The following is a 24,498-nucleotide window of genomic DNA, read 5'->3' on the forward strand; positions in this document are numbered from 1 at the left end:
GGCCACGCCCGCGCGCGCCAGCTACCCTGAGTGTCGTGTCTTCTGCCGCCACCGAGCCCTCCCGCCGTCGTGTCTCCCTGTTGACCCTGGGCTGCGCCCGCAACGAGGTGGACTCCGAGGAGCTGGCCGGCCGGCTCGCCGAAGGGGGCTGGGAGCTCGCCGACGAACCCGAGGGTAGCGACGTGATCGTCGTGAACACCTGCGGGTTCGTGGAGTCGGCGAAGAAGGATTCGGTCGACACGCTGCTGGCCGCCGCCGACACCGGCGCGAAGGTCGTCGCCGTCGGCTGCATGGCCGAGCGCTACGGCGCCGAGCTGGCCGAGAGCCTGCCGGAGGCCCACGCCGTCCTCGGGTTCGACCACTACAACGACCTCGCGGCCCGGCTGGACGACGTCGCGGCAGGCCGCACCATCGCCTCGCACACCCCGGGCGACCGCCGCAAGCTGCTGCCGATCACCCCGGTCGAGCGCGCGGCGGCCACTGAGGACGTCTCGATCCCCGGCCACGGCTGGGGGCCCCGCGTGCTGCGCAGCCGGCTGTCCGACTCGCCGGTGGCGGCACTGAAGATCGCCTCGGGCTGCGACCGCCGCTGCTCGTTCTGCGCGATCCCGTCGTTCCGCGGCTCGTTCGTCTCGCGCCACCCGGACGAGATCCTCGCCGAGGCCGCCTGGCTGGCCGGCCAGGGCGTCAAGGAGCTGTTCCTGGTCAGCGAGAACTCCACGTCCTACGGCAAGGACCTGAGCCGCGACCTGGGCGGCACGCGCGCGCTGGAGCGGCTGCTGCCCCAGCTGGCCGGCATCGAGGGAATCCAGCGGGTGCGGGTGTCCTACCTGCAGCCCGCCGAGACCCGTCCGGACCTGGTCCGCGCGATCGCGACCACCCCGGGTGTGGCGCCCTACTTCGACATGTCCTTCCAGCACTCCAGCGAGACCGTGCTGCGCCGGATGCGCCGCTTCGGCTCCACGAAGTCGTTCCTCGCGCTGATCCAGCAGATCCGCGAGTACGCGCCGGAGGCGGGCATCCGCAGCAACGTCATCGTCGGCTTCCCCGGCGAGACCGAGGACGACGTCGCCGAGCTGGAGCATTTCCTCACCGAGGCCGGGCTGGACGCGGTCGGCGTGTTCGGCTACTCCGACGAGGACGGCACCGAGGCCGAGACCTACGACGGCAAGATCGACCCGGACGTGGTCGCCGAGCGCGTCGCGCGGGTCTCCGCGCTGGTGGAGGAGCTGACCGCGCAGCGCGCCGAGGACCGCGTCGGCGAGATCGTCGACGTGCTGGTCGAGGAGGCCGACGACGAAGAGGTGTCCGGCCGCGCCGCGCACCAGGCGCCCGAGGTCGACGGCGCCTGCATCGTGCTCGACGGTGACGGGCTAGAGGTCGGGCAGATGGTGCGCTGCCGCGTCGTCGGCTCCGAGGGCGTCGACCTGCTCGTCGAGCCGGACGCGGGCAGATGAGCGCCGCGGCGGAGGAGTCGGCGCAGGCGGGCGGGGAGGCCGGCCCGCCCCACCGCGAGCCCGAGCCGACCCCGGTCCCCACGCTCAACGTCGCGAACCTGCTGACCCTGTCCCGGATCATCCTGGTCCCGCTGTTCGTGCTGGCGCTGTTCGCCGGCGGCGGCGAGGACACCGGCTGGCGGATCGGCGCGACGGTGCTGTTCGCGATCGCGTCGCTGACCGACCAGGTGGACGGCTGGGTCGCCCGGCGCTACGGGCTGATCACCGACTTCGGCAAGATCGCCGACCCGATCGCGGACAAGGCGCTGATCGGCGCCGCGCTGGTGGGCCTGAGCCTGCTCGGCGAGCTGCCCTGGTGGGTGACCGTGGTGATCGCGGTCCGCGAGATCGGCGTGACCCTGCTGCGGTTCTGGGTGATCCGGCACGGCGTGATCCCGGCCAGCCGCGGCGGCAAGGCCAAGACGATGACCCAGATCCTGGCGATCGTGACCTACCTGCTGCCGCTGCCGGACGGCGCGCTGCCGGTCCAGTGGGCGCTGATGGGCCTCGCGGTGGCGCTCACCGTCGTCACCGGCGCCGACTACGTCGTGCGCGCCGTGCGGCTGCGCGCGGCGGCCCGCGCATGACGTCGGCGCGACCGGTGGTGGCCGCGCTCGTCCGGCTCGGGCAGACGGTGGCCACCGCGGAGTCGCTGACCGCCGGCCTGGTCACAGCGACGCTGACCGAGGTGCCCGGCTCCAGCGCGGTCGTCCGCGGCGGGCTGGTGGTCTACGCCACCGACCTCAAGGCGAAACTCGCCGGGGTGGACCCGGCGCTGCTGGCCGCGCACGGCGCGGTGCACCCGGAGGTCGCGGCGCAGCTCGCGGAGGGCGCGCGGGAGCGCTGCGGTGCGGACTGGGGACTGGGCCTGACCGGCGTGGCCGGGCCGGACCCGCAGGACGGCGTCGACCCCGGAACCGTGCACATCGGCCTCGCCGGGCCGGCCGGCCGGGACGTGCGCACCCACTGGTTCGAGGGCGACCGAGCCGCCGTCCGGCGCGCCGCGGTGACGGCCGCACTCGACCTGCTGGGGGAACATCTCACTTGATCGGGGCGTTCGCCCTGGGCGTATCCCCGTGTCAATCGCTGCGAGGAGGCGCTCGAACTGGGTAACGTGGTCGGTATCAGGAAGGGAGGCGCGCGATGACCGTGCTCCTGCGCGAGGCGATCGGCGACCGGCTCCGGCATGCCCGCACCAACAAGCGTCGCACACTGCGCGACATCTCCCGCGCCGCCAAGGTCAGCCTCGGCTACCTGTCCGAGGTGGAGCGCGGGCAGAAGGAGGCGTCCAGTGAACTGCTGGCGTCCATCTGCGAGGCGCTCGAGCTGCCGCTGGCCGAGCTGCTGAGCAACGTCGCCGCCGACATCTCGGCTCTGGAGAGCGTGGACGTGCCGACGATGCCGGAGACCGCCGAGGGCGAGGGCCGCGCGCGCAAGACGGGCGAACCGTCCGCCGCGACAGGCCGGCTGGACAGCGGCCGCCTCATCGACGGCGTGATCGGCAACGACCTGGCGGACCTGCGGGTTTCCGGTCAGCGCGTCGGGCCGTCGCTGCGCACCACCATCCGCGCGCCGAAGATGGTCGCGGCCTGATCACCCGCTGAGAACACTCGAGACGCTGAGAACACTCGAGACGGAGGCCACCGTCCGGGCGCCGCGCGCCCCGGCGGTGGCCTTCGCGCGTCCGGGCCGGGGAGGCCGGTCAGGGTCGTCCCTGAAATCCCCCGGGGTCGCCTGGAACACACGGGCGCGACCTGACACGATGGAACCCACTCCGGGGTCGCGGCGTTGCTCAGACAGGGGAGGGCGACGCCGGGCGACCATCGGCGACACCCAGGCAGGGATCTAGAAGGCAGGCGGAGGAGATGGCCAACCCTTTCGTGAAGTTCTGGAAGTACCTCATGGCGTCGTTCTCGTCGAAGATCGACGAGCACGCCGACCCGAAGGTGCAGATCCAGCAGGCCATCGAGGAGGCGCAGCGCAACCACCAGGCGCTCTCCCAGCAGGCCGCCGCGGTTATCGGTAACCAGCGGCAGCTGGAGATGAAGCTCAACCGCCAGCTCGCCGAGGTCGAGAAGCTGCAGGCGTCGGCGCGGCAGGCGCTGGTGCTGGCCGACGAGGCCCGCGCCAAGGGGGACGAGCAGAAGGCGCAGCAGTACGAGGTGGCCGCGGAGTCGTTCGCCACCCAGCTGGTCACGGCCGAGCAGAGCATCGAGGACCTCAAGACGCTGCACGACCAGGCCCTGCAGGCCGCCGCGCAGGCGAAGCAGGCCGTGGAGCGCAACTCGGCGATGCTCCAGCAGAAGCTGGCCGAGCGCACCAAGCTGCTCTCGCAGCTGGAGCAGGCCAAGATGCAGGAGCAGGTGTCGGCCTCGCTCAACCAGATGTCGCAGCTCACCGCGCCGGGCAACACCCCGTCGCTGGAGGAGGTGCGGGAGAAGATCGAGCGGCGCTACACCACCGCGCTGGGCCAGGCGGAGCTGGCGCAGAACTCGGTGCAGGGCCGCATGCTCGAGGTGCAGCAGGCCACCACGCAGATGGCGGGCAGCTCGCGGCTGGAGCAGATCCGGGCGTCCATGCGGGGCGACTCGGTCGCGCAGGTGACCTCCGGCTCCGGTGAGAAGGCGGCGTCGCCCGCGGCGGACATCCAGCGCGAGATCGAGTCGCGCGTCCAGGCCGAGCAGCAGCAGAAGAACCAGGCCTGAGCGGGTAGGCGATGGCGTCGGGCAGGCGGGACTTCTCGCAGTTCCAGGCGAAGCTGGAAAAGCACATCGAGCGCCTGCCCGACTACGCGCAGCGCGCGCAGCAGAAGTTGCAGCGGTACACGGAGCAGGGTTCGTCCGGCGCGGTGACGCGGCCGAAGGTCGTCTCCCAGGCGATGCCGGTGCTCAACGAGGCCCGCGCGAAGTGGGTCGCGTGGAACTCGCCGGAGGCGAAGCTGGCGCGGCGCAAGCGGCGGACGTCGCGGGCGCTGACGCTGTGGATCATGGCCGCGGTGCTGTTCGTGCTGTACGCGGTGATCGGCGGTCTCGGGCTCGCCGGGGCCGGCGGAGTGGCCGAGGCGGTGCCGGGGATCTTCGGCGCGGTCGTGTTCACCACGTTGTCGGTGAAGTCGGGGCTTCGGCTGCGGCAGCTGAACCGGGTCGTGCTGCCGGTCAGCACCACCCCGCCGCCGCTGCCGCCGTCCGGTTCCGCGGCACGCGCCCCGATGCAGCGGCTCGCCGAGTGCGAGTCGACGCTGGCCGACCTGCTGCGGCAGCTGTCGGAGCCCTCGGCGCTCGGCGCGGCGCCGGTGCCGGAGTACTCGGTGGCCGACGCCCGGTCGACGGCCGCCGAGGCCGCGACGGCGCTGCGGGCGCTGGCCCTGCGGATCCAGTCGATCGAGCGGGCGCGCGACGCGGCCCCGGCCGGCGAGCGGGCCGCGCTGGAGTCGGCGGTCGCCACACTGCGGGAACAGCTGGACGACGGGGTGGAGAGCTTCGCAGCCCTGGTCGCCGCGGCGGGCCGCGCGGTCGCCGCCAGCAGCCACGGCCTCGCCGACTCGCGCCTCTTCCTGACCGACGCGACCGACCGGCTCGCCGGACTGGCCCTGGCACTGCGCGAGCTCTCCACCTGACCCCGAGCCGCACCGGCTCACGGGACGCGGCGTTCGGCGCGTTCGGCGTGGCGAGTCCCGCTTGACTGGCGCGCGCGTCACCTTCATCGGCGCGAGTGCCGCCTGCCGGACCTGAAACACGTGCGAGCCAGGCGTCAAGCCGCCGTTCGGGGTGGTGCTGCCTCGGCCGCGCATCGGATCAACGACAAATCGACCATGGCCTTCGCGGCGTAACCGCGGCGGAACATCGGCTCCCTACCCTCGGAGGATGGACACCCCGCCGCTTCCGCCCGAGCCCCCTCCGCCGCCCCCGGTGGCGGCCAGCGCGCAGCGTGCCGTGGCCGCCGCCCTCGACCTCATCGTGACCGCCGACCGGCCCGGGCTGTGGGCCACGCTCCGCGCGGGCGAGGACGTCCTCGTCGACGCCAAGGCCGTCGACGACCACGGCGGCCTCCCGCTCGCGGGGCTGCTCGCGGCCGCCGAGGACACCCTCTCACCCACCGCGGACCCGGTCCGGCGGCTGGCCGAGGCCGGCGCCGTCGTCCTCGGCACCGCCCGCGGCGCGCCGGCCGCGGCCGAGCTGGTGGCGCTCGGGCTGATCGACCTGGCCCTCACCACGCAGGCGCCCCGGCATCCGGACGTCGTCTGCCTCACGCCGACCGCCGGGCTGATCCCCGCGGCCGGCGCCGTCGTCGCCGAGACGCTCGCCGACGGCTGCCGCGCGCTGACCGCCATGACCGACCCCGGCGCCTGGCCCGCCGACGTCCGCCTCGCCGCCGGTGAACGTCCCCGGCTCACCGTCTCGCACCAGCACCGGACCGCGCTGCGCCACGCGGTGGGGGAGCTGCTCGTCGCCGGCGTGGAAGTGACCACTGTGGACAACGGAACCGCGATGGTCCCCATCGGACAGCGTCCCGGGGCGTCCGACGGCCCGCAGGTCACCGCGCACGGCGTGCGCTTCCTCGGCCGTCCCTTCGACGACCAGGTGCTCCTCGACCTCGCTGCCCTGCTCACCGGCGAACAGCTGAAGAACCCTTACCCCGCAACGGGAACCGCTCTCATCGTGTTCGGGGCGCACCTGCGTGGTCAACCACGCAACGTCGAACTGCGCGACCTCGGTGCCCGCTTCACCGGCGGCGTCCGCACGGCGCCCCGTTACCGGATGCGAGCCCTTGACGGCCAAGCCGGCGTGCACCCGAGCGACGACGGCGCGGCGCTGCTCGGCGAACGGTGGCTGCTCGCCCCGGGCAGCCTCGCGCGGTTCCGGGCCGCGCTGCCGCCGCCGATGACGCTCGGCCCGGTCGAACTGGACGACGGCGAAACCGCCACCGCACTGCTCAGCCACCCGGCACCAGGTCCCGACATCACGGAGTTCGGGGACTGGCGGGCCTACCTGCGTCATCGGACCGCGACCCGGCGAGGGCCCGGTTGATGCCGCGCACCAGCCCGGGCCCGTGCAGGGCGAACCCGGTGTAGAGCTGGATCAGGCTCGCGCCGGCGTCCAGCATCCGGCGCGCGTCGTCGCCGGTCGAGATCCCGCCGACGCCGATGATCGGCACCGTGCCTTCGGTGTGCCGGTGCACGAACTCCACGACCTCCCGCGCCCGCTCGGTGAGCGGCCTGCCGGACAGCCCGCCGGTCTCCGCGCCCACCGCGGCCTCGTCGGCGGCCAGCCCGTCCCGGCCCAGCGTGGTGTTGGTCGCGATGATTCCGGACACGCCGTGCTCGTCGCACACCTCGAGCAGCTCGGCGAGCGCGTCGTCGGTCAGGTCGGGCGCGACCTTGACCAGCAGCGGCGTCGCCGGCTTCCCGGCCGCCGCGGCCAGCTCCTCACCGGTGCGGCCCAGCTCGGCGAGCAGCTCGGCCAGCGCCTCCCGGTCCTGCAGCGCCCGCAAGCCGGGGGTGTTGGGGGAGCTGACGTTGATCGCGAAGTAGTCCGCCCACGGGTACAGCGCCCGCAGCGACTCCTGGTAGTCGGCGACCGCCTCCTCCAGCGGGGTCACTTTGGACTTGCCGATCGACACGCCCAGCGGGATGTCCGGTTTCCCCTTGGCGGCCAGGCGTTGCGCGAGCGCGGCCGCGCCGGAGTTGTTGAACCCCATGCGGTTGATCACCGCGTCGCTGTGCGGCAGCGTGAACAGCCGCGGCTTCGGATTGCCCGGCTGGGCGAGCCGCGTGACGGTGCCCACTTCGACGAACCCGAACCCGAGCGCGGGCCACGCGGCCAGCGCGCGCCCGTCCTTGTCCATCCCGGCGGCCAGGCCGACCCGGTTCGCGAACCGCAGCCCGAACAACGTCACCGGGTCCGAGACGGCGAACCGGCGCCGCGCCGCGGCCAGCGCGGGCGGGACGTCGGCGAGCCGGGACAACACGCGGAGGGTGCGTTCGTGCACCTTCTCGGGGTCGTTGTCGTTGAGCCGGTAGAGCGCGGGACGGATCAGCCTGTCGAAGAGCACGTCCCCATCTTCGCTCAGCGCCGTTTCCACTCCGACGACAGCATGGCGTAGACGAGCTCGTCGGTCCATTCGCCCTTGACGAGCTCGTTCTCCCGCAGGTGCGCCTCGCGCCGCATGCCCAGCCCCTCCATCAGGGACGCCGAGGCCACGTTGCGGCTGTCGCAGCGGCCGTGGATGCGGTGCAGGCCCAGTTCGTCGAAGCCGAGCCGGAACAGCTCGGTGGCCGCCTCGGCGGCGTAGCCCTTGCCGTGGTGCTGGGGGTGGAACACGACCCCGATCTCGCCGCTGGCGTGTTCGCGGCTGGTCCACCACAGGGTGAGGTCGCCGATCAGCTCACCGGTGTCGATCAGCTCGACGGCGATGGCCAGGTACTCGCCGGGCTCGGTCAGTGTCGACCGGGCGATCTTGTCCTCGAGGACGGCCGCGGTTTCGGCGCGCGTGCGCGGTTCCCAGTAGAGGTATCGCGTGACGTCCGGACGGGACTGGAAGGAGTGCAGCGCGTTCAGATCCGCCTTCTTGAACGGACGGAGGATCAGCCGTGCGGTCTTCAGCGGGTACGCGGGCTGCAGCACCGGCGAAGGATAGCGCGCCCCGGACGATCTTCGGGGGTGTTTCCCGGCGAATTAGGGGATTGGGGGGAACCCCCGGCGCGACTCCCGACCGTCGTCAGCCGTTCGGGCCCGAGCCGGACCAGTGCTCGGAAACGCCGGGGGGCGGTGGCTGTCTGGTATTCACCAGCAGTCCAGGGTGTGGCATCCGCTAGCGGACAGCCACCTCACGAGTCCCGTTGCTACACAACTTTGGACCACCTCCTTTCCCGTGTACCAGCAACGCTAGGCGTGCCGGTGCCCCTGCGGCAACTGCATTTCCGGGCAGGCGGGCGTGGTCGTTCTCACCCGCCCGGCCGGGCGCCGACGGGAATTTTCCTTCCGCCCCCCTCGCCCACTGGATCGATCAACGCCGAGGTGCCGCGTTTCGAGCCACCCGGGCAGGTGTACCCGATCAGGTGACCGGGGGGCTGGTCACACCAACGGGAGAGAATGCGATGTCCACGTCCGTGGTCGTTCTGATCGTCGTCGTCGCGATCGTGGTGATCCTCGGGATCGCCCTGCTGGCCCGCGCCCAGGTGCGGCGCAGGCGCCTGCAGGAGCGGTTCGGGCCCGAGTACGAGCGGGCCGTCGAGGGTGGCAAGAGCAAGCGGGCCGCCGAGCGCGACCTGGCCGAGCGGGAGAAGCGGCACAGCGAGCTGGACATCCGGCCGCTGCCGGAGACCGCCCGCCAGCGCTACCGGCAGCAGTGGTCGCTGGTGCAGCAGCAGTTCGTCGACCGGCCCGGCGGGGCCATCCTGGAGGCCGACCGCCTGCTCACCTCGCTGATGGCCGAGCGCGGCTACCCGACCGAGGGCTACGAGCAGCAGCACCGGGACCTGTCCGTCGAGCACGCCGGCACGATCGAGCACTACCGCCGCGCCCACGACATCACGCAGGGCCACCAGCAGACCGAGGCGTCCACCGAGGACCTGCGCAAGGCGATGGTCCACTACCGGCAGGTGTTCGAGGACCTGCTCGGCGACGCCGACGTGCGGCCGGAGGGGGACCGTCACCATGCGCGCTGAGGACCGCACCGCCGGCGGCCCGGCCACCGACGACCTGGTGGCGCCCCGCACCGGGGAACCGCGGCGGGAAAACCCAGTCGCGCAGCAGGATCCAGTCGCCCAGCAGGATCCGGCGTCGCAGGAGACACCCGCGCAGCCGATGACCGAACAGCCGGCCGGACGCACCCTGCCGGCCGAGGCGGCGGCGAGTCAGGGCGTGACCGAGGAACCGCCCGCAGGGCAGGGCGATGGCGAGGAGCGGGTCGAGCTGTTCCGCCCCGAGCAGGTCAGCGCGTTCCGCGACCGCTGGCGCGAGGTGCAGACCTCGTTCGTCGACGATCCACAGCGGACGCTGCGGGACGCCGACCAGCTGGTGGCCGAGGTCATGCAGGCGCTCGCGCGGACCTTCGCCGACCACAAGCACGGGCTGGAGGCCCAGTGGCAGCGCGGTGAGGCCGCCACCGAGGACCTGCGGCTGGCGCTGCGGCGCTACCGCACGTTCTTCAACGAGCTGCTGCGCAGCTGAGGCGAGGGCCCGCGCTGGCAGCGCGGGCAGAACCAGGTGGGGCGCGCCTGGACGTCGTGAGGGTCCCGGCCCTGGTCTTCGACCCGGAGCCGGCCCCCGCACCGGAAGCAGCCCTGCCTGGTCCGCTCGTACACCCAGTTCCGGCGGCCGCGGGCGAGGTCGCCGGTGGTGCTCTGCTCGTGCCGCCAGGCGTTGGCCAGCAACAGCTTCCGCGCCAGGCGGACCACCTTCACCGCGTCCGCTGCGTCCAATTCGGACACCGGTGTCCACGGCGTCACGCCGAGCAGGAAGCAGATCTCGCACTTGTAGAGGTTGCCGACCCCGGCCATCACGCGCTGGTCGAGCAACGCGAGCCCGAGCTCCCGGCCCGGTTCGCTCGTCAGCGCCGCCACCGCGCGGGCCTCGTGCTCGTCGCTCCACTGTGGATCGAGCAGGTCCGGCCCGAGGTGGCCGACCAGGCGGGACTCCTCGGCGGTGGGCAGCAGTTCCAGGTCGTGCACGCGGAACCCGACGACCTGCACCCCCTCGGCCTCCAGCACGACCCGCGCGTGGTGCGCCGGGTGCCGCCAGCGGGAACCGGGCCGGGTGATCTCCCACGAGCCGTCCATCTTCAGGTGGCTGTGCAGGCTCAGGTCCGGCGAGAAGCGGAAGAACAGGTGCTTGCCCACCGTGCGCACGCCGAGCACCGTCGAGCCGGCCAGGTCGGTGGTGGCCAGCGCCGGGTGCCGGAAGTCGGTGCGCGTCAGCACCCGGCCGGCGAGGGCCTTCTCGACCTTCTTGCCGGCCAGGAAGACCGTGTCACCTTCGGGCATCGTCCGCGGTCCGGGCGATCCGGGGGATCGGGCCGGTGCTCTCGGCGGGCTGCTCCCGGTCGATGCGGTGCCGTCCGGCGCGGTTGGAGCGCAGGATCTTGGCCAGCACCATGTTGAAGGTCAGCGCGACCTCCTGGGCGCCGGGGGAGTGCCACTCGTGGATCGGGCTGCACGCGCCCTGCGCCTGCTGCACCGCGAGCCGGTCCGGGATCGCCGTGGGCATCACCAGGCCGCCGAAGGACTCGCGCAGCTCGGCGATGCGGAACTGGTGCTCGTGCGAGCGCGGCCGGAGCCGGTTCACCAGCACCCCGGCCGCCTTGAGGTCCGGGTTGTGCTCGTCGCGGATCCGCTCGATCGCCTCCAGCGCGCGCTGCGCCCCGCTGACCGCGTACATCGTCGGCTCGGTGACCAGGATCGCGCTGTCGGCGGCGACCAGGGCAGACTTCGTCAGCCGCCCCAGCGAGGGCGGGCAGTCCAGGATCGCCAGCTCGTACGGGCGGCCCCGCAGCGGGCGCTCGTGCAGCTCGTCCAGCGCCAGGGAGAGGTTGCCGACCTTGTCGTCGTGCGGCCCCGGCTCGTTGAGCAGTTCGAGTTCCTCCGCGCCGACCAGCACGTCGACCTCGGGGCTCCACGCGCTCGGCGCCACGGCCTGACGCAGCACGTCGCGGACCGGGGTGGCGAGCACGTCGGCCAGCGTGGCCTCGGTGTAGGGCGGGTCGAGAGTGGCGGTGGCGTTGCCCTGCGGGTCGAGATCGGCCACCAGCGTGCGCGCTCCCCTACGGAGCGCAGCCGAGGCGATGCCCAGCGCGACCGTGGTTTTGCCGACACCACCCTTGAGGCTGAGTACGGCGACCGTGTGCACGGGGTCGAGCGTAGCCGGAGTGCCACGGCGAGCGCCCGGACCGGGCTCACTACGCTGTCCGCCATGCGAACGGACACCGGGACAGCACGCGGCTCCGGCACGGTCTGGCGGGCACTGCGGGCCGAGCTCGACCGGGCGCGGGAACGAGGCACGAGCGAACCCGCCGTCGTCGACGTCGGCGGAGGCAGCGGGGTCTGGGCGGTGCCGCTGGCCGCCGAGGGCTGCCGGGTGACGGTGGTCGAGCCGAGCCCGAACGCGCTCGCGACGCTGCGGCGGCGCGCCGAGGAGGCCGGCGTCGGCGGGGCGATCACCGTCGTCGCCGACGACACCGACGCGCTCGCCGCGCGGATCCCGGCCGGTTCCGCCGACCTGGTGCTGGCGCACGGGCTGCTCGAGGTCGTCGACGACCCGGCCGCGGTGGCCGGTGCGCTGGCCGGGATCGTCGCGCCGGGCGGCGCGGTGTCCGTGCTGGCCGCGAACCGGCACGCCGCGGCGCTGCACCGCGCGCTCGGCGGCCGCGTGCGTGAGGCGCACGCGCTGCTGACCAGCTCCGACGGCGTGCTCGCGGACGACGGGGAGACGCTGCTGCGCCGCTTCGACGCCGACGGCCTGCGCGGCCTGCTGGCGGGCGCGGGCCTGCGCGTCGAGCTGATCCAGGGCGACGGCGTGGTGTCGGACGTGCTGGGGGAGGTCGAGTCGGAGCAGTACACCGCCGACGACCTCGCCGACTTCGAGGCCGCCGCGGGCGCGATCCCGCCGCTGCGCGACCTCGCCAGCCGCCTGCACCTGCTCGCCCGGCTCTGACCGGAATTGTCGGACCCCCTGCGTAGGCTCGTCCGCGATGGGTAGGAACGCGGCCCTGCCGGCCGGATACGAGCGGTTCCGGGTGAGCGCGGGGCACACGCCGGACGACACCGGGTGCGGTCTGCTGCACGTCGACATGGACGCGTTCTTCGCGGCCGTGGAGCTGCGGACGCGGCCGGAGCTGGTCGACAAGCCGGTGATCGTGGCGGGCGCGGGCCCGCGGTCGGTGGTGACGTCGGCGAACTACCCGGCGCGCGAGTACGGCGTGCGGGCGGCCATGCCGGTCGCGGTGGCGCGCCGGCTGTGCCCGCACGGGGTGTTCCTGCCGCCGACGCACGGGCTCTACGGCGAGGTGTCCAAGGGCGTGATGGCGATCTTCCGCGAGCTGACGCCGCTCGTGGAGCCGCTGAGCCTGGACGAGGCGTTCCTGGACGTCAGCGGCGCGCTGCGGCGGCTGGGGGAGACGCCGGCGGGCATCGCCGCGCTCATCCGCCGCCGGGTCCGGGACGAGCACGGCATCACCTGCTCGGTCGGGGTGGCTTCGGTGAAGTTCGTGGCGAAACTGGCCTCGGGCATGGCGAAGCCGGACGGCGTGGTGGTGGTGCCCGCCGGGCAGACCCTGTCGTTCCTGCACCCGCTGCCGATCTCCGCGCTGTGGGGCGTGGGGAAGAAGACCGAGGAGAACCTGCGGCGGCTCGGGCTGGCCACGATCGCCGACATCGCGGCGGCCCCGCTGGCGCGGCTGCGCAAGGCGGTCGGCAACGCCGCGGCCGAGCACCTGCACGCGCTGGCACACGGGCGCGACGAGCGGGGCGTGGTGGTCGACTCGCCCGAGAAGTCGCTGGGCGCCGAGCACACCTTCGACACCGACCAGCGCGATCCGCGGGTGCTGGAGCGCGAGCTGCTGCGGCTGTCCGAGCGCGTCGCGGAGAGCCTGCGGCGGCGCGGGCTGCGCGGCCGCACCGTGTCGATCAAGGTGCGGTTCGCCGACTTCCGCACGATCACGCGTGCGCGCACCCTGCCCGCGGGCACCGACGTGGCGCGGGTGATCCACTCGACGGCCGTGGCGCTGCTGGCGGAAGCGGTCGCCGGGGCCGAAGTCCGCCTGCTCGGGGTGCGGGTGGAGGGGCTGACCGGCGAGGCCGAGCCGGAGCAGCTGACCTTCGACCAGCCCGCGCCGCGCTGGCGGGACGCCGAGCTGGCGGCGGACGTGGCGCGGTCGAAGTTCGGCTCTGCCGCTGTGCGTCCGGCGTCACTGCTCGTGCCGGACCCTGACCCTCCTCGGGGGGAACCCTGAGCCGTGTGAAACGTTGAGCACAGGGACGACGACAGCCCAGCAAGACCACCAGCGCCCAGGCCGGCGGGGAGATTTGAGCCAAACGGGGCACAGGTTGGAGCGGGATCGGGTAGTCCTGATCGCGAAGGACTCGTATCCTGGAGAGTGACACCACTAGGGGTGTCTGTTGGGTCCAGGACGTTGCGCGGCCCGGCGCCCGCGACAGCTGTGCCGGAGGAGGAAAGATGCCACTCTCCGAGCATGAGCAGCGGCTGCTCGACCAGATCGAGCGCGAGCTCTATGCCGAGGACCCCAAGTTCGCGTCTACGGTGCGCGGTGCCCGGTTCCGCCGGCCCGCCCGCCGCCGCCGAATCCAGGGGATCGCGCTGTTCGTCGTCGGTGTCGCCCTGCTCGTACTGGGTGTGATGGTGCGGGCTCTGTGGGTCGCCGACGTGCCGTTGATGAGCGTGTTCGGTTTCGTCGTGATGTTCGCGGGCGTCCTGCTCGCGGTCATGTCCGGACGTGGTGGGGGCGACGGCAAGCAGGGCGGTGCCAAGGCCGCCAAGGCCAAGAGCTCCTTCACACAGCGGATGGAAGAGCGCTTCCGCCAGCGGTTCGAAGAGCAGTAGTTCGTCTCCGCGAGGTGCCTACGCCCGGACGGGCGTAGGCACTTTCGCATGGTCGCCATCAGCGTGACGCGGGACGGCGCCGCCGGTGCGCGACCGCGGCGCCGAGCACGCCCGGGGTGGCTCCGGGTGGAGGCTGGTCTTTCGCGGCGCGGCCGGGAGTGCGGCGCTCAAGACCGGGTGGGGGTCTTGGTCCGGGGTGGCTCCGGGTGGAGGCTGGTCTTTCGCGGCGCGGCCGGTAGAGCGGCGCTCAAGACCGCGCGCGGGTGCTGGTCCGAACCGTCAGGCGCCAAGTCCCGCTGTCCTGCGCGTCCGCGCCGAGGGCGATCAGCGCGCACGCCCGGCCCTGGTCGTGCAGGGACTGGGTGATCGTCGTCAGGCCTTCCCGGTCCGCCTCCGGTCCGTCGTCCCACCCGCCCACCGCCACGTCCGCCGGCACGCGCAGCCCGCGGCGGCGTGCCGCGTCGAGGACGGCGAACGCGAGCTGGTCGCTCATCGCCACCACCGCGTCGGCGCCGGTGTCCAGCAGTGCGTCGGCCTGCGCGGCCGCTTCCGCCCGGTTGTTGCGGGCCACCACGGCCACCGGCAGCGCGCGGATGTCCAGGCCCGCGTCCCGGCAATGCTCGACGACGCCGCGGAGCCGGTCGCGCGTCACCGGGAACTCCACGCCGTCCGGGTCCGGCCCGGTTGCCATCCGCGCGGTGCGGTCGCGGCCGAAAGGGAAGCTCAGCACCGCGGGCCGTGCCGCGCCGGCGAAGACGTGCGCGGCCAGTTCCCGCGCCGAGGCCCGGTTGTCGATCGTGACCACCCGCGCGCCGTCCACGGCCGGGCCGCCGTGCACCGCCACGGGCTTGCCCAGTCCGGTCACCACGGGGAGCACCGGATCGCTGTCGGCGGTGGTCCAGACGATGTAGCCGTCCACCGACGCCGACGTCACGCGCTCGACGTCGGTGTCCTCGCCGGTGGTCGGGATCAGGTTCAGCCCCGTCCCGCGCTCCCGGCAGACCTCGGCGACCCCGGTCAGGAAGCTGCGGGCCTGCGGGTCCTCGAAGGCGTAGGCGAGGTGCTCGCCCAGCACCACCCCGATCGTGCCGGTGCGACGCCGCCGCAGTGACCGCGCCGTCGGGTCGGGGCCGCGGTAGCCCAGCTCGGCGGCGACCGCGCGCACCCGGCGCAGCGTCTCCGGCGCGACGCGGTCCGGCTGGTTGTAGCAGTACGACACCGTCATCGGCGAGACGCCGCTGCGGCGCGCCACCTCGGCCATGGTGACTCGGGACGTTCCCGGGCTGGACATGCCCCAAGCCTATCTGTGTATCGTTACACAATGCGAGCCGGAAGGACGAGCGTGGCGCTCTCGACGCTCAGCGCCGCGTGCTTCGTGTCCGTGACCTCGGAAAACCTGCCGGTCGCCCTGCTACCGCAGCTGGCGGCGGGGTTCGGCGTGCCCGGCTCTGCCGTCGGGCTGCTCATGACCGGCTACGCGGTGGTGGTCGCGGTGTCGGTCGTCCCGCTGGTCGCGCTGACGGCCCGCTGGGACCGCCGCACGGCCGTGCTGGTCACGGTGGGGGCGATCGCGGTGTCGAACCTGCTGCTGGCGCTCGCGCCCGGGTACGCCGTCGCGGTGCTCGCCCGGGTGCTCGCGGCGGCCGGGCACGGGGTGTTCTGGTCGGTGGTCGCGCCGATGGCCGCCCGGCTGCTCGGGCCGGACCGGGCAGGCCGCGCCACGGCGGTGGTCTTCGCCGGGAACTCGCTGGCGTTCCTCTTCGGTCTGCCGCTGACCTCCTGGCTGGCGGGAACGATCGGCTGGCGGGCCACGGTCCTCGCGGTGGCCGCCGCGGCGGCGCTGTCGGCGGTGGTGATCCGCGCGACGGTCGAACCGATGCCTGCCGGGCCGCGGACGTCGCCACGCGGGTCGCTGAACCGTGCCCTCCTGCCCGTCAACCTGGCCACGCTGGTGGTGGTGACCGGGCACTTCGCCGTGTTCACCTACATCACCGCGATCATCGCGGAATCCGTTCACCTCACCGGCCCGGCGATCTCGGGCCTGCTGTTCGCGCACGGTGTGGCGGGACTGCTCGGCCTGGTCCTGTTCGGCAGGCGGGTGGACAGCCACCCGCGCGGCACCGCGCCGCTCGTCACGGCCGGTCTCGCGGCGACCATGCTCGTGCTGCTGTGCGCCGGATCCGGGGTGGTCGCGGCCGCCGCTGTCGTGTTGTGGGCGGTGCCCGCCGGCGGTATCGGCGTGGTGCTGCAGGCCGCCGTGCTGCGCGTGGCGGACCGGCCGGACCTGGCGTCCGCGGTCTACATCGTCGCCTTCCAGGCCGGCATCGCCGGGGGCGCCGCGGTGGGCGGCGCCGCCCTCGACCACGGCGCCCTGCCCGCCGCGACGGCGCTGGCCGCGGGGTGCGGGCTCGCCGCCACCCTCGTCGTCCGCCGGTCCGCCGCGTTCCGGCGAACGTGACGAGCCGTCAGCGCCTGCGGAAGACCGACCGCGGGAAGAGCCGCCCGCGCCAGGACATCGGCGCGTTGCGCTGCAGGCTGCGGCGCAGGCCCTCGAACGCCGCGGCGAAGTCGTCGCCGGTGGACTGGCTGGGGGAGTACCACGAGCGCTCCACCGCGCCGACCACCGTGCGCAGGTCGTTCTTCCCGGCGTCGTCCAGGTTGTGCTGCACGGCCACCTTCTGCGCCGCCGAGCGCACCGTGTCGCTCGCCGGGATCGGGATGCCGCGGTCGGCGCACTCGTCCATCAGCTCCGCCCACGCCGCGTCCGCCGCGCCCGGCTGGTGGGACGTGATCGCGGCCAGGCGGCGGCGCCGGTGGATCTCCCGCAGCACCGCGGGGGCCAGCCCGGCCACCGCGACCAGCAACAGCACCAGCGCCAGCACCCAGTGCACCAGCCACGCGGTGAGCACCACGGCGACCAGCCACGCCGCGGCCGCGGCCAGCGGCAGCCAGGACGCCGTCCGCCCGCGGAGCCTGCGGATCGCGAGGAACGCGCCGACCGTCAGTGCCACCGCGATCAGCACCAGCACCAGCGCGATCCACCCGGTCCAGCCCGGCGCCGAGCCCGCGGGCGCGGCCTGCGTGCCGCCCGGGTTGGCGGCGCTGCCCTGGGTCTCGGGCGCCCCGGTCGGCGCGACCCGCGTGGTGGACACGCTCGGCACGTCTTGCTCCTCCGAGTCCGAGGACCCGCTGGAGGTGGTGCCGGACTGCAGGTAGGGCGGGACGTAGCCGCGGCCGTCGGAGCGCGGCGTCGGGTCGAAGCTGACCCAGCCCAGGTCGCCGAAGTACACCTCGACCCAGGCGTGCGCGTCCTGCGAGGTGATCATGCGCGAGTCGCCGTCGGCGTAGCCGGAGGTGAAACCCACCGCGACCCGGGACGGGATGTTCAGCACCCGCAGCATCACGGCCATCGCGGAGGCGAACTGCTCGCAGAAGCCGCGCTTGCCGTTCAGCAGGAAGTCGGCGAGCGCGTCGCTGTCGGTCGCGGCCGCCGTCTCGGTGTCGTAGGTGAACCCGTTCTCGGCGCTGAAGTACCGCCAGATCGCGCTCGCCCGGTCGAAGTCGGTGGTCGCGCCGGCCGCCAGGTCCTGCGCGAGGCTGACCACGCGCGGGTCGACGCCGGTGATCTGGCTGTAGCTCGCCGGGATGTCGGCGCCGCGGGCGGTGGCCGACTCCAGCTGGTCCTTCGTCGGCTCGGCCAGCGACGCGGTCTCCACGTAGGCCGGGATCCGTTGCTTGCGCTCGCTGAACACGGCGCCGCTGGTCGGGTCGTAGTACCAGCCCTGGCCGACGCCCTGCAGGCCGCGCAGCTGCCCGTACACCGGCATCCACACGTCGACCCAGTTCAGCGGCTCGATCTGGATCTGGCGGGCCTCGCCCGCGCCGTCGTCGCCGGGCGCGGCGGGCAGCGGCTGGTTCGCCGGGAAACCGGCGGGCATGGGACCGTCCGGCAGGCTCCAGCCGCGGTTGGGCCGGTACGTGTCGAGTGTGAACGCGCGCAGGAGGCGCTTGTCGTTGCCGAGGCCGCGGACGCGGAACAGGTCCACCGTGCTGCCCTGGTCGAGCATGCCGCGCAGCGAGGTGAACGGGTTGACGCCCAGCCCGCCGGAGCCTGCGCCCGCGCCGCTGCGGCCGCTGCCGGGCAGGCGCCCGACGGTGCCGACGGCGGTGAGCGCGGTGCCCGCGACCAGGCCCAGCACCAGGGCGACCGCGACGACGGCCACCGGCGCGGACGCGGCGGCAGGGGCGTTGCCGAGGCCGGGGGCGTCGCGGTTGCGCCAGCGGCGGTGGCGGTGGTTGCCGTCGACGGCGAGCAGGCCCGCGAAGGCCGCCGCGCCGAGCAGGAACGTCCACCACGGGAGCATGTCGTCGGCCAGCGAGGCGGGCACCGCGTAGACGCACAGCAGCACAAGGCCGGTGGCGGCGGGCGCGGAGGCGGCGACCGCGAGGGTGTCGACGAGCACCGCGACCAGGCCGATCGCGATGGTCACCAGGCAGAGGATCGGCGGGGTCGACTCGACCGGCGGCAGGCCCGTGCGGATCTGCTCGAACGCCGCGGTGAGCACGCCGTTGATCTCGTCGAACGCGGCGGGGCCCGGGATGACGCCGAGGATGCCGCTGCTGGTGAACACGCCCGTGATCAGCAGCAACAGCGCGACGAGCTGGGCCAGCCCGACGACGGCGGTCGGGGTGCGGATGGCCCGCAGCGCGAGCCCGGTGGCGGCGACGAGCACGACGGCGACCGTGACGTACCCGAGCCAGCCCACCCCGCCGACGACGCCGGTCAGCGAGGTGGAGGCGCACAGGGTGGCCACCCCGGCGGCGATCGGCGCGAGGACGGAGCCCCGCCACTGCGGGGGCGGCTCGACGACGCGCTGCGTGGGCCGGTGCAGCTCCGGCCGCCCCGGCGGCGGGGCGTCGGGCTGCTGATCGGGCCGCGGCGGGCGGCCGGTCAGGGTGGTCACAGCGTTCCCCCGGAGATGCGGTGTGCTGGAGCGGAGCGCTCCGGCCGTGCGGAAGCAGGCGCCCGGCGCGCCGGACGGAGAACTCGCGCGCCTGAGCGCGGTCCTCGCTGCGCTGACTGCGGGACTCGCGGTGCTGAGTGTGGGACTCGCGGCGCTGAGTGTGGGATTCGCGCGGGCAGGGTGCTCACAGCGCACCTCCGACCGAGAAGTCCCGCCCGGCGTGCCGAACGGGGAACTCGCGCGCTTGAGCGCAGGACTCGTGCGCCTGAGTGTGGGACTCGCGCGCGGAGGGCGCTCACAGCGCACCCCCGATCAGCGAGCCTCGCCCGGCGGCAGTGCGGCACAGGTCGGCCCACACCTGCGGCATCGAGGTGTTCGGGCCGGCCACCACGACTCCCCAGCCCGCCGCGCGCAGCAGTGCCGCCGACTCCTCCGTCGCCGCCGCGCGGTGCTCTGGCGCGCTCACCCCGCCGGACCACGCCGGGGTGTCCAGCAGCACCGCCAGGCTCCGGATGCCACGCGGCCGGAACCGCGCCAGCTCGGTCACCGCCTGGTTCGACACGGTCCCCAGGATCGCGATCAGCTCCTGCCCCTCGGCCGGGTCGTGGCCGGTCGTCAGGTCGCGCTGGTGCGCCGGCTGCAGCGCGGCGAGCGCGTCGAGCAGGACGTTGTCGTAGCCCTCGCCGCCGTCGCCGGGCACGTCCGCCAGCGGTTTGCCGTGCTCGGTGACCAGGCGGACCCGGTGCCCGGCCCGCCGCACGTGCAGGCACACGCTCGCGGCGAACGAGATCGCCCACTCCAGGCTCGCGGCGGGGCCGGTGCCGTGGTGCGCGGCGGCCCGGTGGTCCAGCAGGACGGTGGTCCCGCCGCGCCACGGCCGCTCCTCGACCCGCACCATGATCTCGTCGCGCCGGGCGGTGGAGCGCCAGTGCACCTTGCGCAGGTCGTCGCCCTGGCGGTACTGCCGCACCACCACGTCGGTCTCGCCCTGGCCGGCGCGCAGCCGCACGCTGCCGTCGTCGCCCGCGCCGATCCCGGCGCCGCTGGGCAGCCCCCACAGGGACACCACCTTCGGCACCACGACCAGCCGCGAGTGCGCGATCAGCTCGCGGTCGAACTCGCACAGGCCGAACGGGTCGGTCAGCGTCGCGCGCAGCGGGCCGACCTGCTGGATCCCGCGCATCATCGGCTGGATCGGGTAGCGCAGCGCGATGACCCGCCCGTGCGGCAGCCGCTCCACGACGAACCGCGGCCGCGAACCCAGCGCGTAGGGCACGCCGTCCTCGAGCAGCACCTCACCGGCCGGCAGCTTGCCGTCGCGCCACAGCGCCAGCTCCACCTCGCCGGCCGAACCGGCCGAGACCCGCTCGGGCAGCAGCTTGCGGGACGCGCCGATGCGCACCCGCGACGCCGCGATGAACAGGGCGACCAGCAGCGGCAGCGCGATCACGAACACGGCGACCCGCAACAGGTCCCGCTCGTTGAGCACCACCGCGCACACCGCGGCCGCCACGCCGGCGGCGAGCAGGCACCGCCCCCGCGTGGTCAGCCCGGACAGCGACCGGAACACGGCCGTCTACCGGCGGCCGGCGGTCTGCGGGTGACCGCCCTGGGGCACCGGGACCCGGTGCAGCACCGCGCGGACCACGTCGGTGGCGGAGCGGCGGGCCGCGTGCGCCTCCGTGGTCAGCACCAGCCGGTGCGCGAGCACCGGGACGGCGACCGCGTGCAGGTCGTCCGGGACGACGAAGTCGCGGCCGGACAACGCGGCCTGGGCGCGCGCCGAGCGGACCAGCTGCAGCGTGGCGCGCGGCGACGCGCCGAGCCGGATCTCCGGCACCTGCCGCGTGGCGGCCACCAGGTCGACGGCGTACTTGCGCACGTCCGGCGCGATGTGCACCCCGCGGACCTGCTGGATGAGGCGGTGCAGGGTGGCCGCGTCGGACACCGGCTGCAGGTCGGCCAGCGGGTCGTGACCGGAGTGCTCGTCGACCATGGCCAGCTCGGCCTGCTGGTCCGGGTAGCCGATCGAGACGCGCGCGGTGAACCGGTCGCGCTGCGCCTCGGGCAGGGCGTAGGTGCCCTCCATCTCGATCGGGTTCTGGGTGGCGATCACCATGAAGGGGTCGTCCAGGCGGTAGGTCGTGGTGTCGACCGTGACCTGCTTCTCCTCCATGCACTCCAGCAGCGCCGACTGGGTCTTCGGCGACGCGCGGTTGATCTCGTCGCCCACCACGATGTTGGCGAACACCGGGCCGGGCCGGAACTCGAAACCGCCGGTCTGCCGGTTGTAGATGGACACCCCGGTGACGTCGCTGGGCAGCAGGTCGGGCGTGAACTGGATGCGGCTGACCGTGCAGTCGATCGACCGGGCGAGCGCCTTGGCCAGCGAGGTCTTGCCGACGCCCGGCACGTCCTCGACCAGGAGGTGGCCCTCGGCCAGGAGCGTCACCAGCGCGACGCGCACCACCTCGGGCTTGCCGACGAGCACCCGCTCGACGTTGGCCGCGATGCGGCGCATGGTCTCGTGCAGCTCACCGTGCCCGTTGTGGCTGATGGGCAGGCCGTGCGCGGGGCTCGCGCCGCCGGGGTGGTACGGCGCTTGCCCGGGCGCCTGCTCGCCGGTGTACTCCCCGGGCGATGCAGGCTGTGTCCTCGACGTCACTCGACCTCCTGGTGCCGAAGCCCTTTTTCAAAACCGGAACACGGGTGCGGCCCGCCTGAACCGCGCCGCGGCGCGGAAGGATCTCACAGCCGGGGACGGAGGTGACGCCCGCGGTCGCCCGCCCCGGCACCCAGCCTGGCATCCAGTGTGTCAAACCCCGGCCAAGTCGGTCCAAGAACCCTGAAATCGATTCGGGCGCTATGCTGCGTTCCGGAACCGGTCGGCTACCGAGAGGTGCGAACAGAACCGATGACCGACACGCGCGGCGGCCTGGACGTGAACGCGGGGGCGTTCGCGGTCTCGCCGGAGCTGGCGGCCGGGGCCTACCAGCAGATCAGCCAGCTGCAGGACGTCGTCGGCGAAATGGTGCGCGAGGCCAGGGTGCTGGGCCGCACCGTGCCGCTGGGCGGCGGGTACGCCGGCGAGGTCGGCGAGTTCATGGCCCGCTACGGCCTGGGCGGTCCCGGTTCGGCCGCCGACTCGCTGATCCGGTTCGGCCAGGAGCTGGAGACGCTCAAGACGAACATCCGCCGCGCGCTGCAGCGGTACTCGGACAGCGACGACGACGCCGCCGAGGGCGTCGACTGCAGCGGTGGCTGAGCGGATGCGCGGTGTGGTGGTCGTGCTCGCCGGGGCCGGGCTGCTGCTCGCCGCGTGCGGGCAGCCGGCTTCCCAGCCCGCGGCGCCGCCGTCGTCCGCGTCCGTGCCTTCGTCGCCGAGCGCGCCGCCGTCGCCGCCCGGGCTGGCCGGGTTGAAACCGTGCGAGCTGCTGTCCGCGACCGACCGCTCCACCGCCGGGCTGACCTCGCTGGGCGAGGAGAAGACGATCGGCGCGGACCGGGCCTGCGACTGGACCGAGCCCGGCACGTTCGGCGTCACCGTCACGCTCGCCGAGAACGCCCCGCTGAACTCGCTGGAGATCGACAAGGGCACCGGCAAGCGCGTGACCGTCGGGGCGCACAAGGGTTTCCGGGTGTCCGACCGCAGCGCCGGGGACGGCACCTGCGCGGTCCTGCTCGGCGTGGGCCAGGAGGCCAGCGTGCAGGTGGACGTGACCAACACGGGCTTCGAGGACACCCCGCTCGCGTGCGAGCGGGCCGACACCGTGGCCCGGCTGATCGAGCCGAAACTGCCCTGAGGGAGCCAGCGTGAACCAGGTGCCCGAGCCGACGCGGCGGTACGAGTCCTACAGCCACGAGGCAATGGCCGCCGAGGTCGCCGACGGCAACGACCCGGCCACGGCGGGCCGGATCGGCGAGCAGTGGGCGGGGCTGGCCGCGCGGCTGCGCGAGTCGGCGCAGGCGCTGGGCGCGATCTCGGCGCGGGCGGGCGAGGCGTTCGACGGGCCCGCCGGGGAGGCGCTGCGCCGGACCCTGGCCAAGGCCGAGAGCTGGTCCGGGCACGCCACCGAGCTGTCGCTGTGCCTGTCCGACGCCGTCGGGCGCCAGGCCGGGATAGCGGCGCGGGCGCGGGACGAGATGCCGCCGCCGGTGCCCTACGACCCGGCAGCCATGATCCGGGAGGCCGCGGCGAGCGGGAGTTTCGCGGCGCTCGCCGGGCTGTCGGACGCGATGGAGCAGCGGCGGGCGGCCGCCGAGGAGGCGCGCCAGAAGGCCATCGACGTCCTCAACGCCCGCGACGCCGCGCTGCGCGAGTCGGTGCCGGGCCGGTTCTTCGACGAGCCACCGGAGCTGGGGGAGCGGTGATCCGGGTCTCGGCGTCCGCGTTCGACATCCTGTGGCACGACCTCGGGCACGGCCGGGTGCCGTCGCCGCTGGAGGTCCGCAGCGTCGGCGTGACCGAGGCGGAGCGCGCCGAGATCCGCCGCGCGGTGCACGCGAACCTGGCCGAGCGGGGATTGCTGGAGGGCGGCCGGCTGGACGCCGCGCTGGAGTCGCGGCTGGCGACGCTGGCGTCCGCGGAGGTCTACGTCGAGTGCGAAGCGCTGCCCGAGCTGGACGCGGAGGCGCCGTTCCGGGCAGTGGCCGCGGCAGGCGGCAGGCGGGGGGTGCTGGCGGCGCAGCCGAGCCGGACGATCGGGCTGTCCGGGATCCGCGACACGGAGATCTTCACGGCGGTCGTCGACCTGCTGCCCCCGCTGGAGCCCGGGCCCGGCTACGGGGTCAGCCTGCCGGCCGACGCCCTCGCCGGGGAGGGCGGTTCGCGTGCCGCCGCACGCCAGTTGGCGGAGGTGCGGGCGATCCAGTCGCGGCCGGTGCTCGGGGCGGGCCAGTTCACGGTGCGGGCGCGCGCGGGTGGACGGCCGCGGCGGGTCGGCGGGGTGAGCTGGTTCCGCACCGATCAGGGGGCCTACCTGGGCACGGTGGAACCGGGCCGCGGGGGAGCCGACTGGGTGAACGTGGTGCCCACCGACTCGGCCCGTCTTGCCGCGCGGCTGGCCGACCTGGCCGGCTGAGACCGGTCGCGGCACCGGCTGCGCGGGCAGCACCCGCTGCGCTTGCCAACCGGGTGGCAGCGGGAAACCCGCGGGGCGAATCCGACCGCGCCCCCACCGCGTCCCCACCTCGCTCCACCACCCTCCCCACTTCCTCCCACCACGGCCCCCACTTCCTCCCACCGTCCGCCCCACTGCGCCCCACGACGGCCCGAAAACGCCCGCGACCGGACCCGTGAGCTAACCGGCCCGGGGGAGGGGCGCCGGCGCCCCCCACCTTCTCCCCACTTCGCCCCCCACGCGTTGACCTGCGAAAACGCTGAAACGTTCGCCCGGTCGGGCCTCTCCGTGGCGTTGACTGTGGGGAAAAGTGGGGTACGGTGGTGCCCAGTGGGGCGGAAGGGAGGCCCCAGGGGCCGCATCC

At 74.0% G+C, this 24,498-nt stretch carries 25 protein-coding genes; 17 read left to right on the top strand and 8 right to left on the bottom strand.

Annotated elements, in window-relative coordinates:
- Positions 1 to 35: 35 nt before the first annotated feature.
- From rimO to ACCP09_RS29450, 7 genes are all read left to right on the top strand, one after another.
- Positions 36 to 1,457, top strand: coding sequence for a 30S ribosomal protein S12 methylthiotransferase RimO (gene rimO, locus ACCP09_RS29420; protein ID WP_433751870.1), 1,422 nt, complete (start codon positions 36 to 38; stop codon positions 1,455 to 1,457).
- Positions 1,454 to 2,083: a CDP-diacylglycerol--glycerol-3-phosphate 3-phosphatidyltransferase gene (pgsA, locus tag ACCP09_RS29425; RefSeq protein WP_027930904.1), complete on the top strand. Its 630-nt coding sequence runs from the start codon at positions 1,454 to 1,456 to the stop codon at positions 2,081 to 2,083. Before rimO ends, pgsA begins: the two co-directional genes overlap by 4 nt.
- Complete coding sequence (locus ACCP09_RS29430) at positions 2,080 to 2,544, top strand: CinA family protein (protein WP_433751872.1); 465 nt, start codon at positions 2,080 to 2,082, stop codon at positions 2,542 to 2,544. The genes pgsA and ACCP09_RS29430 overlap by 4 nt, the downstream gene beginning before the upstream one ends.
- 95 nt (positions 2,545 to 2,639) lie before the next feature.
- Positions 2,640 to 3,089 carry a helix-turn-helix domain-containing protein gene (locus ACCP09_RS29435; RefSeq protein WP_123682740.1) on the top strand — a complete coding sequence of 150 codons (450 nt, stop codon included), beginning with the start codon at positions 2,640 to 2,642 and terminating at the stop codon, positions 3,087 to 3,089.
- Between the two features lie 272 nt (positions 3,090 to 3,361).
- On the top strand, positions 3,362 to 4,201 hold the full coding sequence (locus ACCP09_RS29440; protein WP_027930902.1) for a PspA/IM30 family protein: 840 nt from the start codon (positions 3,362 to 3,364) through the stop codon (positions 4,199 to 4,201).
- Positions 4,202 to 4,212: 11 nt separating this feature from the next.
- Positions 4,213 to 5,112 (top strand): phage shock envelope stress response protein PspM, encoded by a 900-nt coding sequence (pspM, locus tag ACCP09_RS29445; RefSeq protein ID WP_027930901.1) that lies wholly within the window; start codon positions 4,213 to 4,215, stop codon positions 5,110 to 5,112.
- A gap of 247 nt (positions 5,113 to 5,359) precedes the next feature.
- Complete coding sequence (locus tag ACCP09_RS29450; protein WP_433751876.1) at positions 5,360 to 6,523, top strand: allophanate hydrolase-related protein; 1,164 nt, start codon at positions 5,360 to 5,362, stop codon at positions 6,521 to 6,523.
- Here the strand turns inward: ACCP09_RS29450 and ACCP09_RS29455 are convergent.
- Both ACCP09_RS29455 and ACCP09_RS29460 read right to left on the bottom strand, forming a co-directional pair.
- Complete coding sequence (locus ACCP09_RS29455) at positions 6,456 to 7,547, bottom strand: quinone-dependent dihydroorotate dehydrogenase (protein WP_039792149.1); 1,092 nt, start codon at positions 7,545 to 7,547, stop codon at positions 6,456 to 6,458. The genes ACCP09_RS29450 and ACCP09_RS29455 overlap by 68 nt on opposite strands.
- A gap of 14 nt (positions 7,548 to 7,561) precedes the next feature.
- Positions 7,562 to 8,119, bottom strand: coding sequence for a GNAT family N-acetyltransferase (locus ACCP09_RS29460; protein WP_027930898.1), 558 nt, complete (start codon positions 8,117 to 8,119; stop codon positions 7,562 to 7,564).
- Between the two features lie 473 nt (positions 8,120 to 8,592).
- Here ACCP09_RS29460 and ACCP09_RS29465 point away from each other — a divergent pair, with 473 nt between their 5' ends.
- On the top strand, positions 8,593 to 9,162 hold the full coding sequence (locus ACCP09_RS29465) for a hypothetical protein (protein WP_027930897.1): 570 nt from the start codon (positions 8,593 to 8,595) through the stop codon (positions 9,160 to 9,162).
- Entirely contained in the window at positions 9,152 to 9,667 is a 516-nt protein-coding gene (locus ACCP09_RS29470) for a hypothetical protein (protein ID WP_433751879.1), read from the top strand. Before ACCP09_RS29465 ends, ACCP09_RS29470 begins: the two co-directional genes overlap by 11 nt.
- Here ACCP09_RS29470 and ACCP09_RS29475 read toward each other — a convergent pair.
- Entirely contained in the window at positions 9,631 to 10,479 is an 849-nt protein-coding gene (locus tag ACCP09_RS29475) for a DNA-formamidopyrimidine glycosylase family protein (RefSeq protein WP_378333016.1), read from the bottom strand. The two genes, ACCP09_RS29470 and ACCP09_RS29475, sit on opposite strands and share 37 nt — an antisense overlap.
- Positions 10,466 to 11,341: a ParA family protein gene (locus ACCP09_RS29480; protein ID WP_027930894.1), complete on the bottom strand. Its 876-nt coding sequence runs from the start codon at positions 11,339 to 11,341 to the stop codon at positions 10,466 to 10,468. Before ACCP09_RS29480 ends, ACCP09_RS29475 begins: the two co-directional genes overlap by 14 nt.
- 63 nt (positions 11,342 to 11,404) lie before the next feature.
- On the opposite strand from ACCP09_RS29480, the gene ACCP09_RS29485 reads away from it, so the two are divergent.
- The 3 genes from ACCP09_RS29485 to ACCP09_RS29495 all read left to right on the top strand — a co-directional run bounded on the left by ACCP09_RS29485 (position 11,405) and on the right by ACCP09_RS29495 (position 14,050).
- Entirely contained in the window at positions 11,405 to 12,145 is a 741-nt protein-coding gene (locus ACCP09_RS29485; RefSeq protein ID WP_027930893.1) for a class I SAM-dependent methyltransferase, read from the top strand.
- 37 nt (positions 12,146 to 12,182) lie between these two features.
- Positions 12,183 to 13,442: a DNA polymerase IV gene (gene dinB / locus ACCP09_RS29490; RefSeq protein ID WP_433751883.1), complete on the top strand. Its 1,260-nt coding sequence runs from the start codon at positions 12,183 to 12,185 to the stop codon at positions 13,440 to 13,442.
- Positions 13,443 to 13,666: 224 nt separating this feature from the next.
- Positions 13,667 to 14,050: a DUF3040 domain-containing protein gene (locus tag ACCP09_RS29495; protein ID WP_020423361.1), complete on the top strand. Its 384-nt coding sequence runs from the start codon at positions 13,667 to 13,669 to the stop codon at positions 14,048 to 14,050.
- A gap of 247 nt (positions 14,051 to 14,297) precedes the next feature.
- Here ACCP09_RS29495 and ACCP09_RS29500 read toward each other — a convergent pair whose 3' ends face one another.
- On the bottom strand, positions 14,298 to 15,341 hold the full coding sequence (locus tag ACCP09_RS29500; RefSeq protein ID WP_433751886.1) for a LacI family DNA-binding transcriptional regulator: 1,044 nt from the start codon (positions 15,339 to 15,341) through the stop codon (positions 14,298 to 14,300).
- A 30-nt stretch (positions 15,342 to 15,371) separates the two neighbouring features.
- Between ACCP09_RS29500 and ACCP09_RS29505 the strand changes: the two genes are divergently transcribed.
- Positions 15,372 to 16,508, top strand: coding sequence for an MFS transporter (locus ACCP09_RS29505; protein WP_433751888.1), 1,137 nt, complete (start codon positions 15,372 to 15,374; stop codon positions 16,506 to 16,508).
- A 7-nt stretch (positions 16,509 to 16,515) separates the two neighbouring features.
- Here ACCP09_RS29505 and ACCP09_RS29510 read toward each other — a convergent pair whose 3' ends face one another.
- The 3 genes from ACCP09_RS29510 to ACCP09_RS29520 all read right to left on the bottom strand — a co-directional run bounded on the left by ACCP09_RS29510 (position 16,516) and on the right by ACCP09_RS29520 (position 21,679).
- Entirely contained in the window at positions 16,516 to 19,014 is a 2,499-nt protein-coding gene (locus ACCP09_RS29510) for a transglutaminase TgpA family protein (protein WP_433751890.1), read from the bottom strand.
- Positions 19,015 to 19,309: 295 nt separating this feature from the next.
- Complete coding sequence (locus ACCP09_RS29515; RefSeq protein WP_017981824.1) at positions 19,310 to 20,584, bottom strand: DUF58 domain-containing protein; 1,275 nt, start codon at positions 20,582 to 20,584, stop codon at positions 19,310 to 19,312.
- A gap of 6 nt (positions 20,585 to 20,590) precedes the next feature.
- A complete protein-coding gene (locus ACCP09_RS29520; RefSeq protein WP_017981825.1) occupies positions 20,591 to 21,679 on the bottom strand; it encodes an AAA family ATPase in 1,089 nt (362 codons plus the stop codon).
- Between the two features lie 249 nt (positions 21,680 to 21,928).
- Between ACCP09_RS29520 and ACCP09_RS29525 the strand changes: the two genes are divergently transcribed.
- From ACCP09_RS29525 to ACCP09_RS29540, 4 genes are read left to right on the top strand one after another with little or no spacing between them, the layout of a single operon-like run.
- Positions 21,929 to 22,279: a hypothetical protein gene (locus tag ACCP09_RS29525; RefSeq protein ID WP_123682733.1), complete on the top strand. Its 351-nt coding sequence runs from the start codon at positions 21,929 to 21,931 to the stop codon at positions 22,277 to 22,279.
- Between the two features lie 4 nt (positions 22,280 to 22,283).
- Complete coding sequence (locus ACCP09_RS29530) at positions 22,284 to 22,817, top strand: DUF3558 family protein (RefSeq protein WP_027930888.1); 534 nt, start codon at positions 22,284 to 22,286, stop codon at positions 22,815 to 22,817.
- Positions 22,818 to 22,827: 10 nt separating this feature from the next.
- Positions 22,828 to 23,385: a PE-PGRS family protein gene (locus ACCP09_RS29535; protein WP_123682731.1), complete on the top strand. Its 558-nt coding sequence runs from the start codon at positions 22,828 to 22,830 to the stop codon at positions 23,383 to 23,385.
- Complete coding sequence (locus tag ACCP09_RS29540; RefSeq protein WP_433751894.1) at positions 23,382 to 24,095, top strand: ESX secretion-associated protein EspG; 714 nt, start codon at positions 23,382 to 23,384, stop codon at positions 24,093 to 24,095. The genes ACCP09_RS29535 and ACCP09_RS29540 overlap by 4 nt, the downstream gene beginning before the upstream one ends.
- The last annotated feature ends 403 nt before the right edge of the window (positions 24,096 to 24,498 follow it).

The sequence above is a fragment of the Amycolatopsis sp. 3B14 genome, from assembly GCF_050958625.1.
Classification (GTDB): Bacteria; Actinomycetota; Actinomycetes; order Mycobacteriales; family Pseudonocardiaceae; genus Amycolatopsis_E; species Amycolatopsis_E thermoflava.

Excerpts from the sequence above, each read along its gene's own strand:
- pgsA (WP_027930904.1), top strand. The coding sequence starts at position 1,454 with ATGAGCGCCGCGGCGGAGGAGTCGGCGCAGGCGGGCGGGGAGGCCGGC.
- ACCP09_RS29430 (WP_433751872.1), top strand. The coding sequence starts at position 2,080 with ATGACGTCGGCGCGACCGGTGGTGGCCGCGCTCGTCCGGCTCGGGCAG.
- ACCP09_RS29435 (WP_123682740.1), top strand. The coding sequence starts at position 2,640 with ATGACCGTGCTCCTGCGCGAGGCGATCGGCGACCGGCTCCGGCATGCC.
- ACCP09_RS29440 (WP_027930902.1), top strand. The coding sequence starts at position 3,362 with ATGGCCAACCCTTTCGTGAAGTTCTGGAAGTACCTCATGGCGTCGTTC.
- pspM (WP_027930901.1), top strand. The coding sequence starts at position 4,213 with ATGGCGTCGGGCAGGCGGGACTTCTCGCAGTTCCAGGCGAAGCTGGAA.
- ACCP09_RS29450 (WP_433751876.1), top strand. The coding sequence starts at position 5,360 with ATGGACACCCCGCCGCTTCCGCCCGAGCCCCCTCCGCCGCCCCCGGTG.
- ACCP09_RS29465 (WP_027930897.1), top strand. The coding sequence starts at position 8,593 with ATGTCCACGTCCGTGGTCGTTCTGATCGTCGTCGTCGCGATCGTGGTG.
- ACCP09_RS29470 (WP_433751879.1), top strand. The coding sequence starts at position 9,152 with ATGCGCGCTGAGGACCGCACCGCCGGCGGCCCGGCCACCGACGACCTG.
- ACCP09_RS29475 (WP_378333016.1), bottom strand. The coding sequence starts at position 10,479 with ATGCCCGAAGGTGACACGGTCTTCCTGGCCGGCAAGAAGGTCGAGAAG.
- ACCP09_RS29485 (WP_027930893.1), top strand. The coding sequence starts at position 11,405 with ATGCGAACGGACACCGGGACAGCACGCGGCTCCGGCACGGTCTGGCGG.
- dinB (WP_433751883.1), top strand. The coding sequence starts at position 12,183 with ATGGGTAGGAACGCGGCCCTGCCGGCCGGATACGAGCGGTTCCGGGTG.
- ACCP09_RS29495 (WP_020423361.1), top strand. The coding sequence starts at position 13,667 with ATGCCACTCTCCGAGCATGAGCAGCGGCTGCTCGACCAGATCGAGCGC.
- ACCP09_RS29500 (WP_433751886.1), bottom strand. The coding sequence starts at position 15,341 with ATGTCCAGCCCGGGAACGTCCCGAGTCACCATGGCCGAGGTGGCGCGC.
- ACCP09_RS29505 (WP_433751888.1), top strand. The coding sequence starts at position 15,372 with ATGCGAGCCGGAAGGACGAGCGTGGCGCTCTCGACGCTCAGCGCCGCG.
- ACCP09_RS29525 (WP_123682733.1), top strand. The coding sequence starts at position 21,929 with ATGACCGACACGCGCGGCGGCCTGGACGTGAACGCGGGGGCGTTCGCG.
- ACCP09_RS29530 (WP_027930888.1), top strand. The coding sequence starts at position 22,284 with ATGCGCGGTGTGGTGGTCGTGCTCGCCGGGGCCGGGCTGCTGCTCGCC.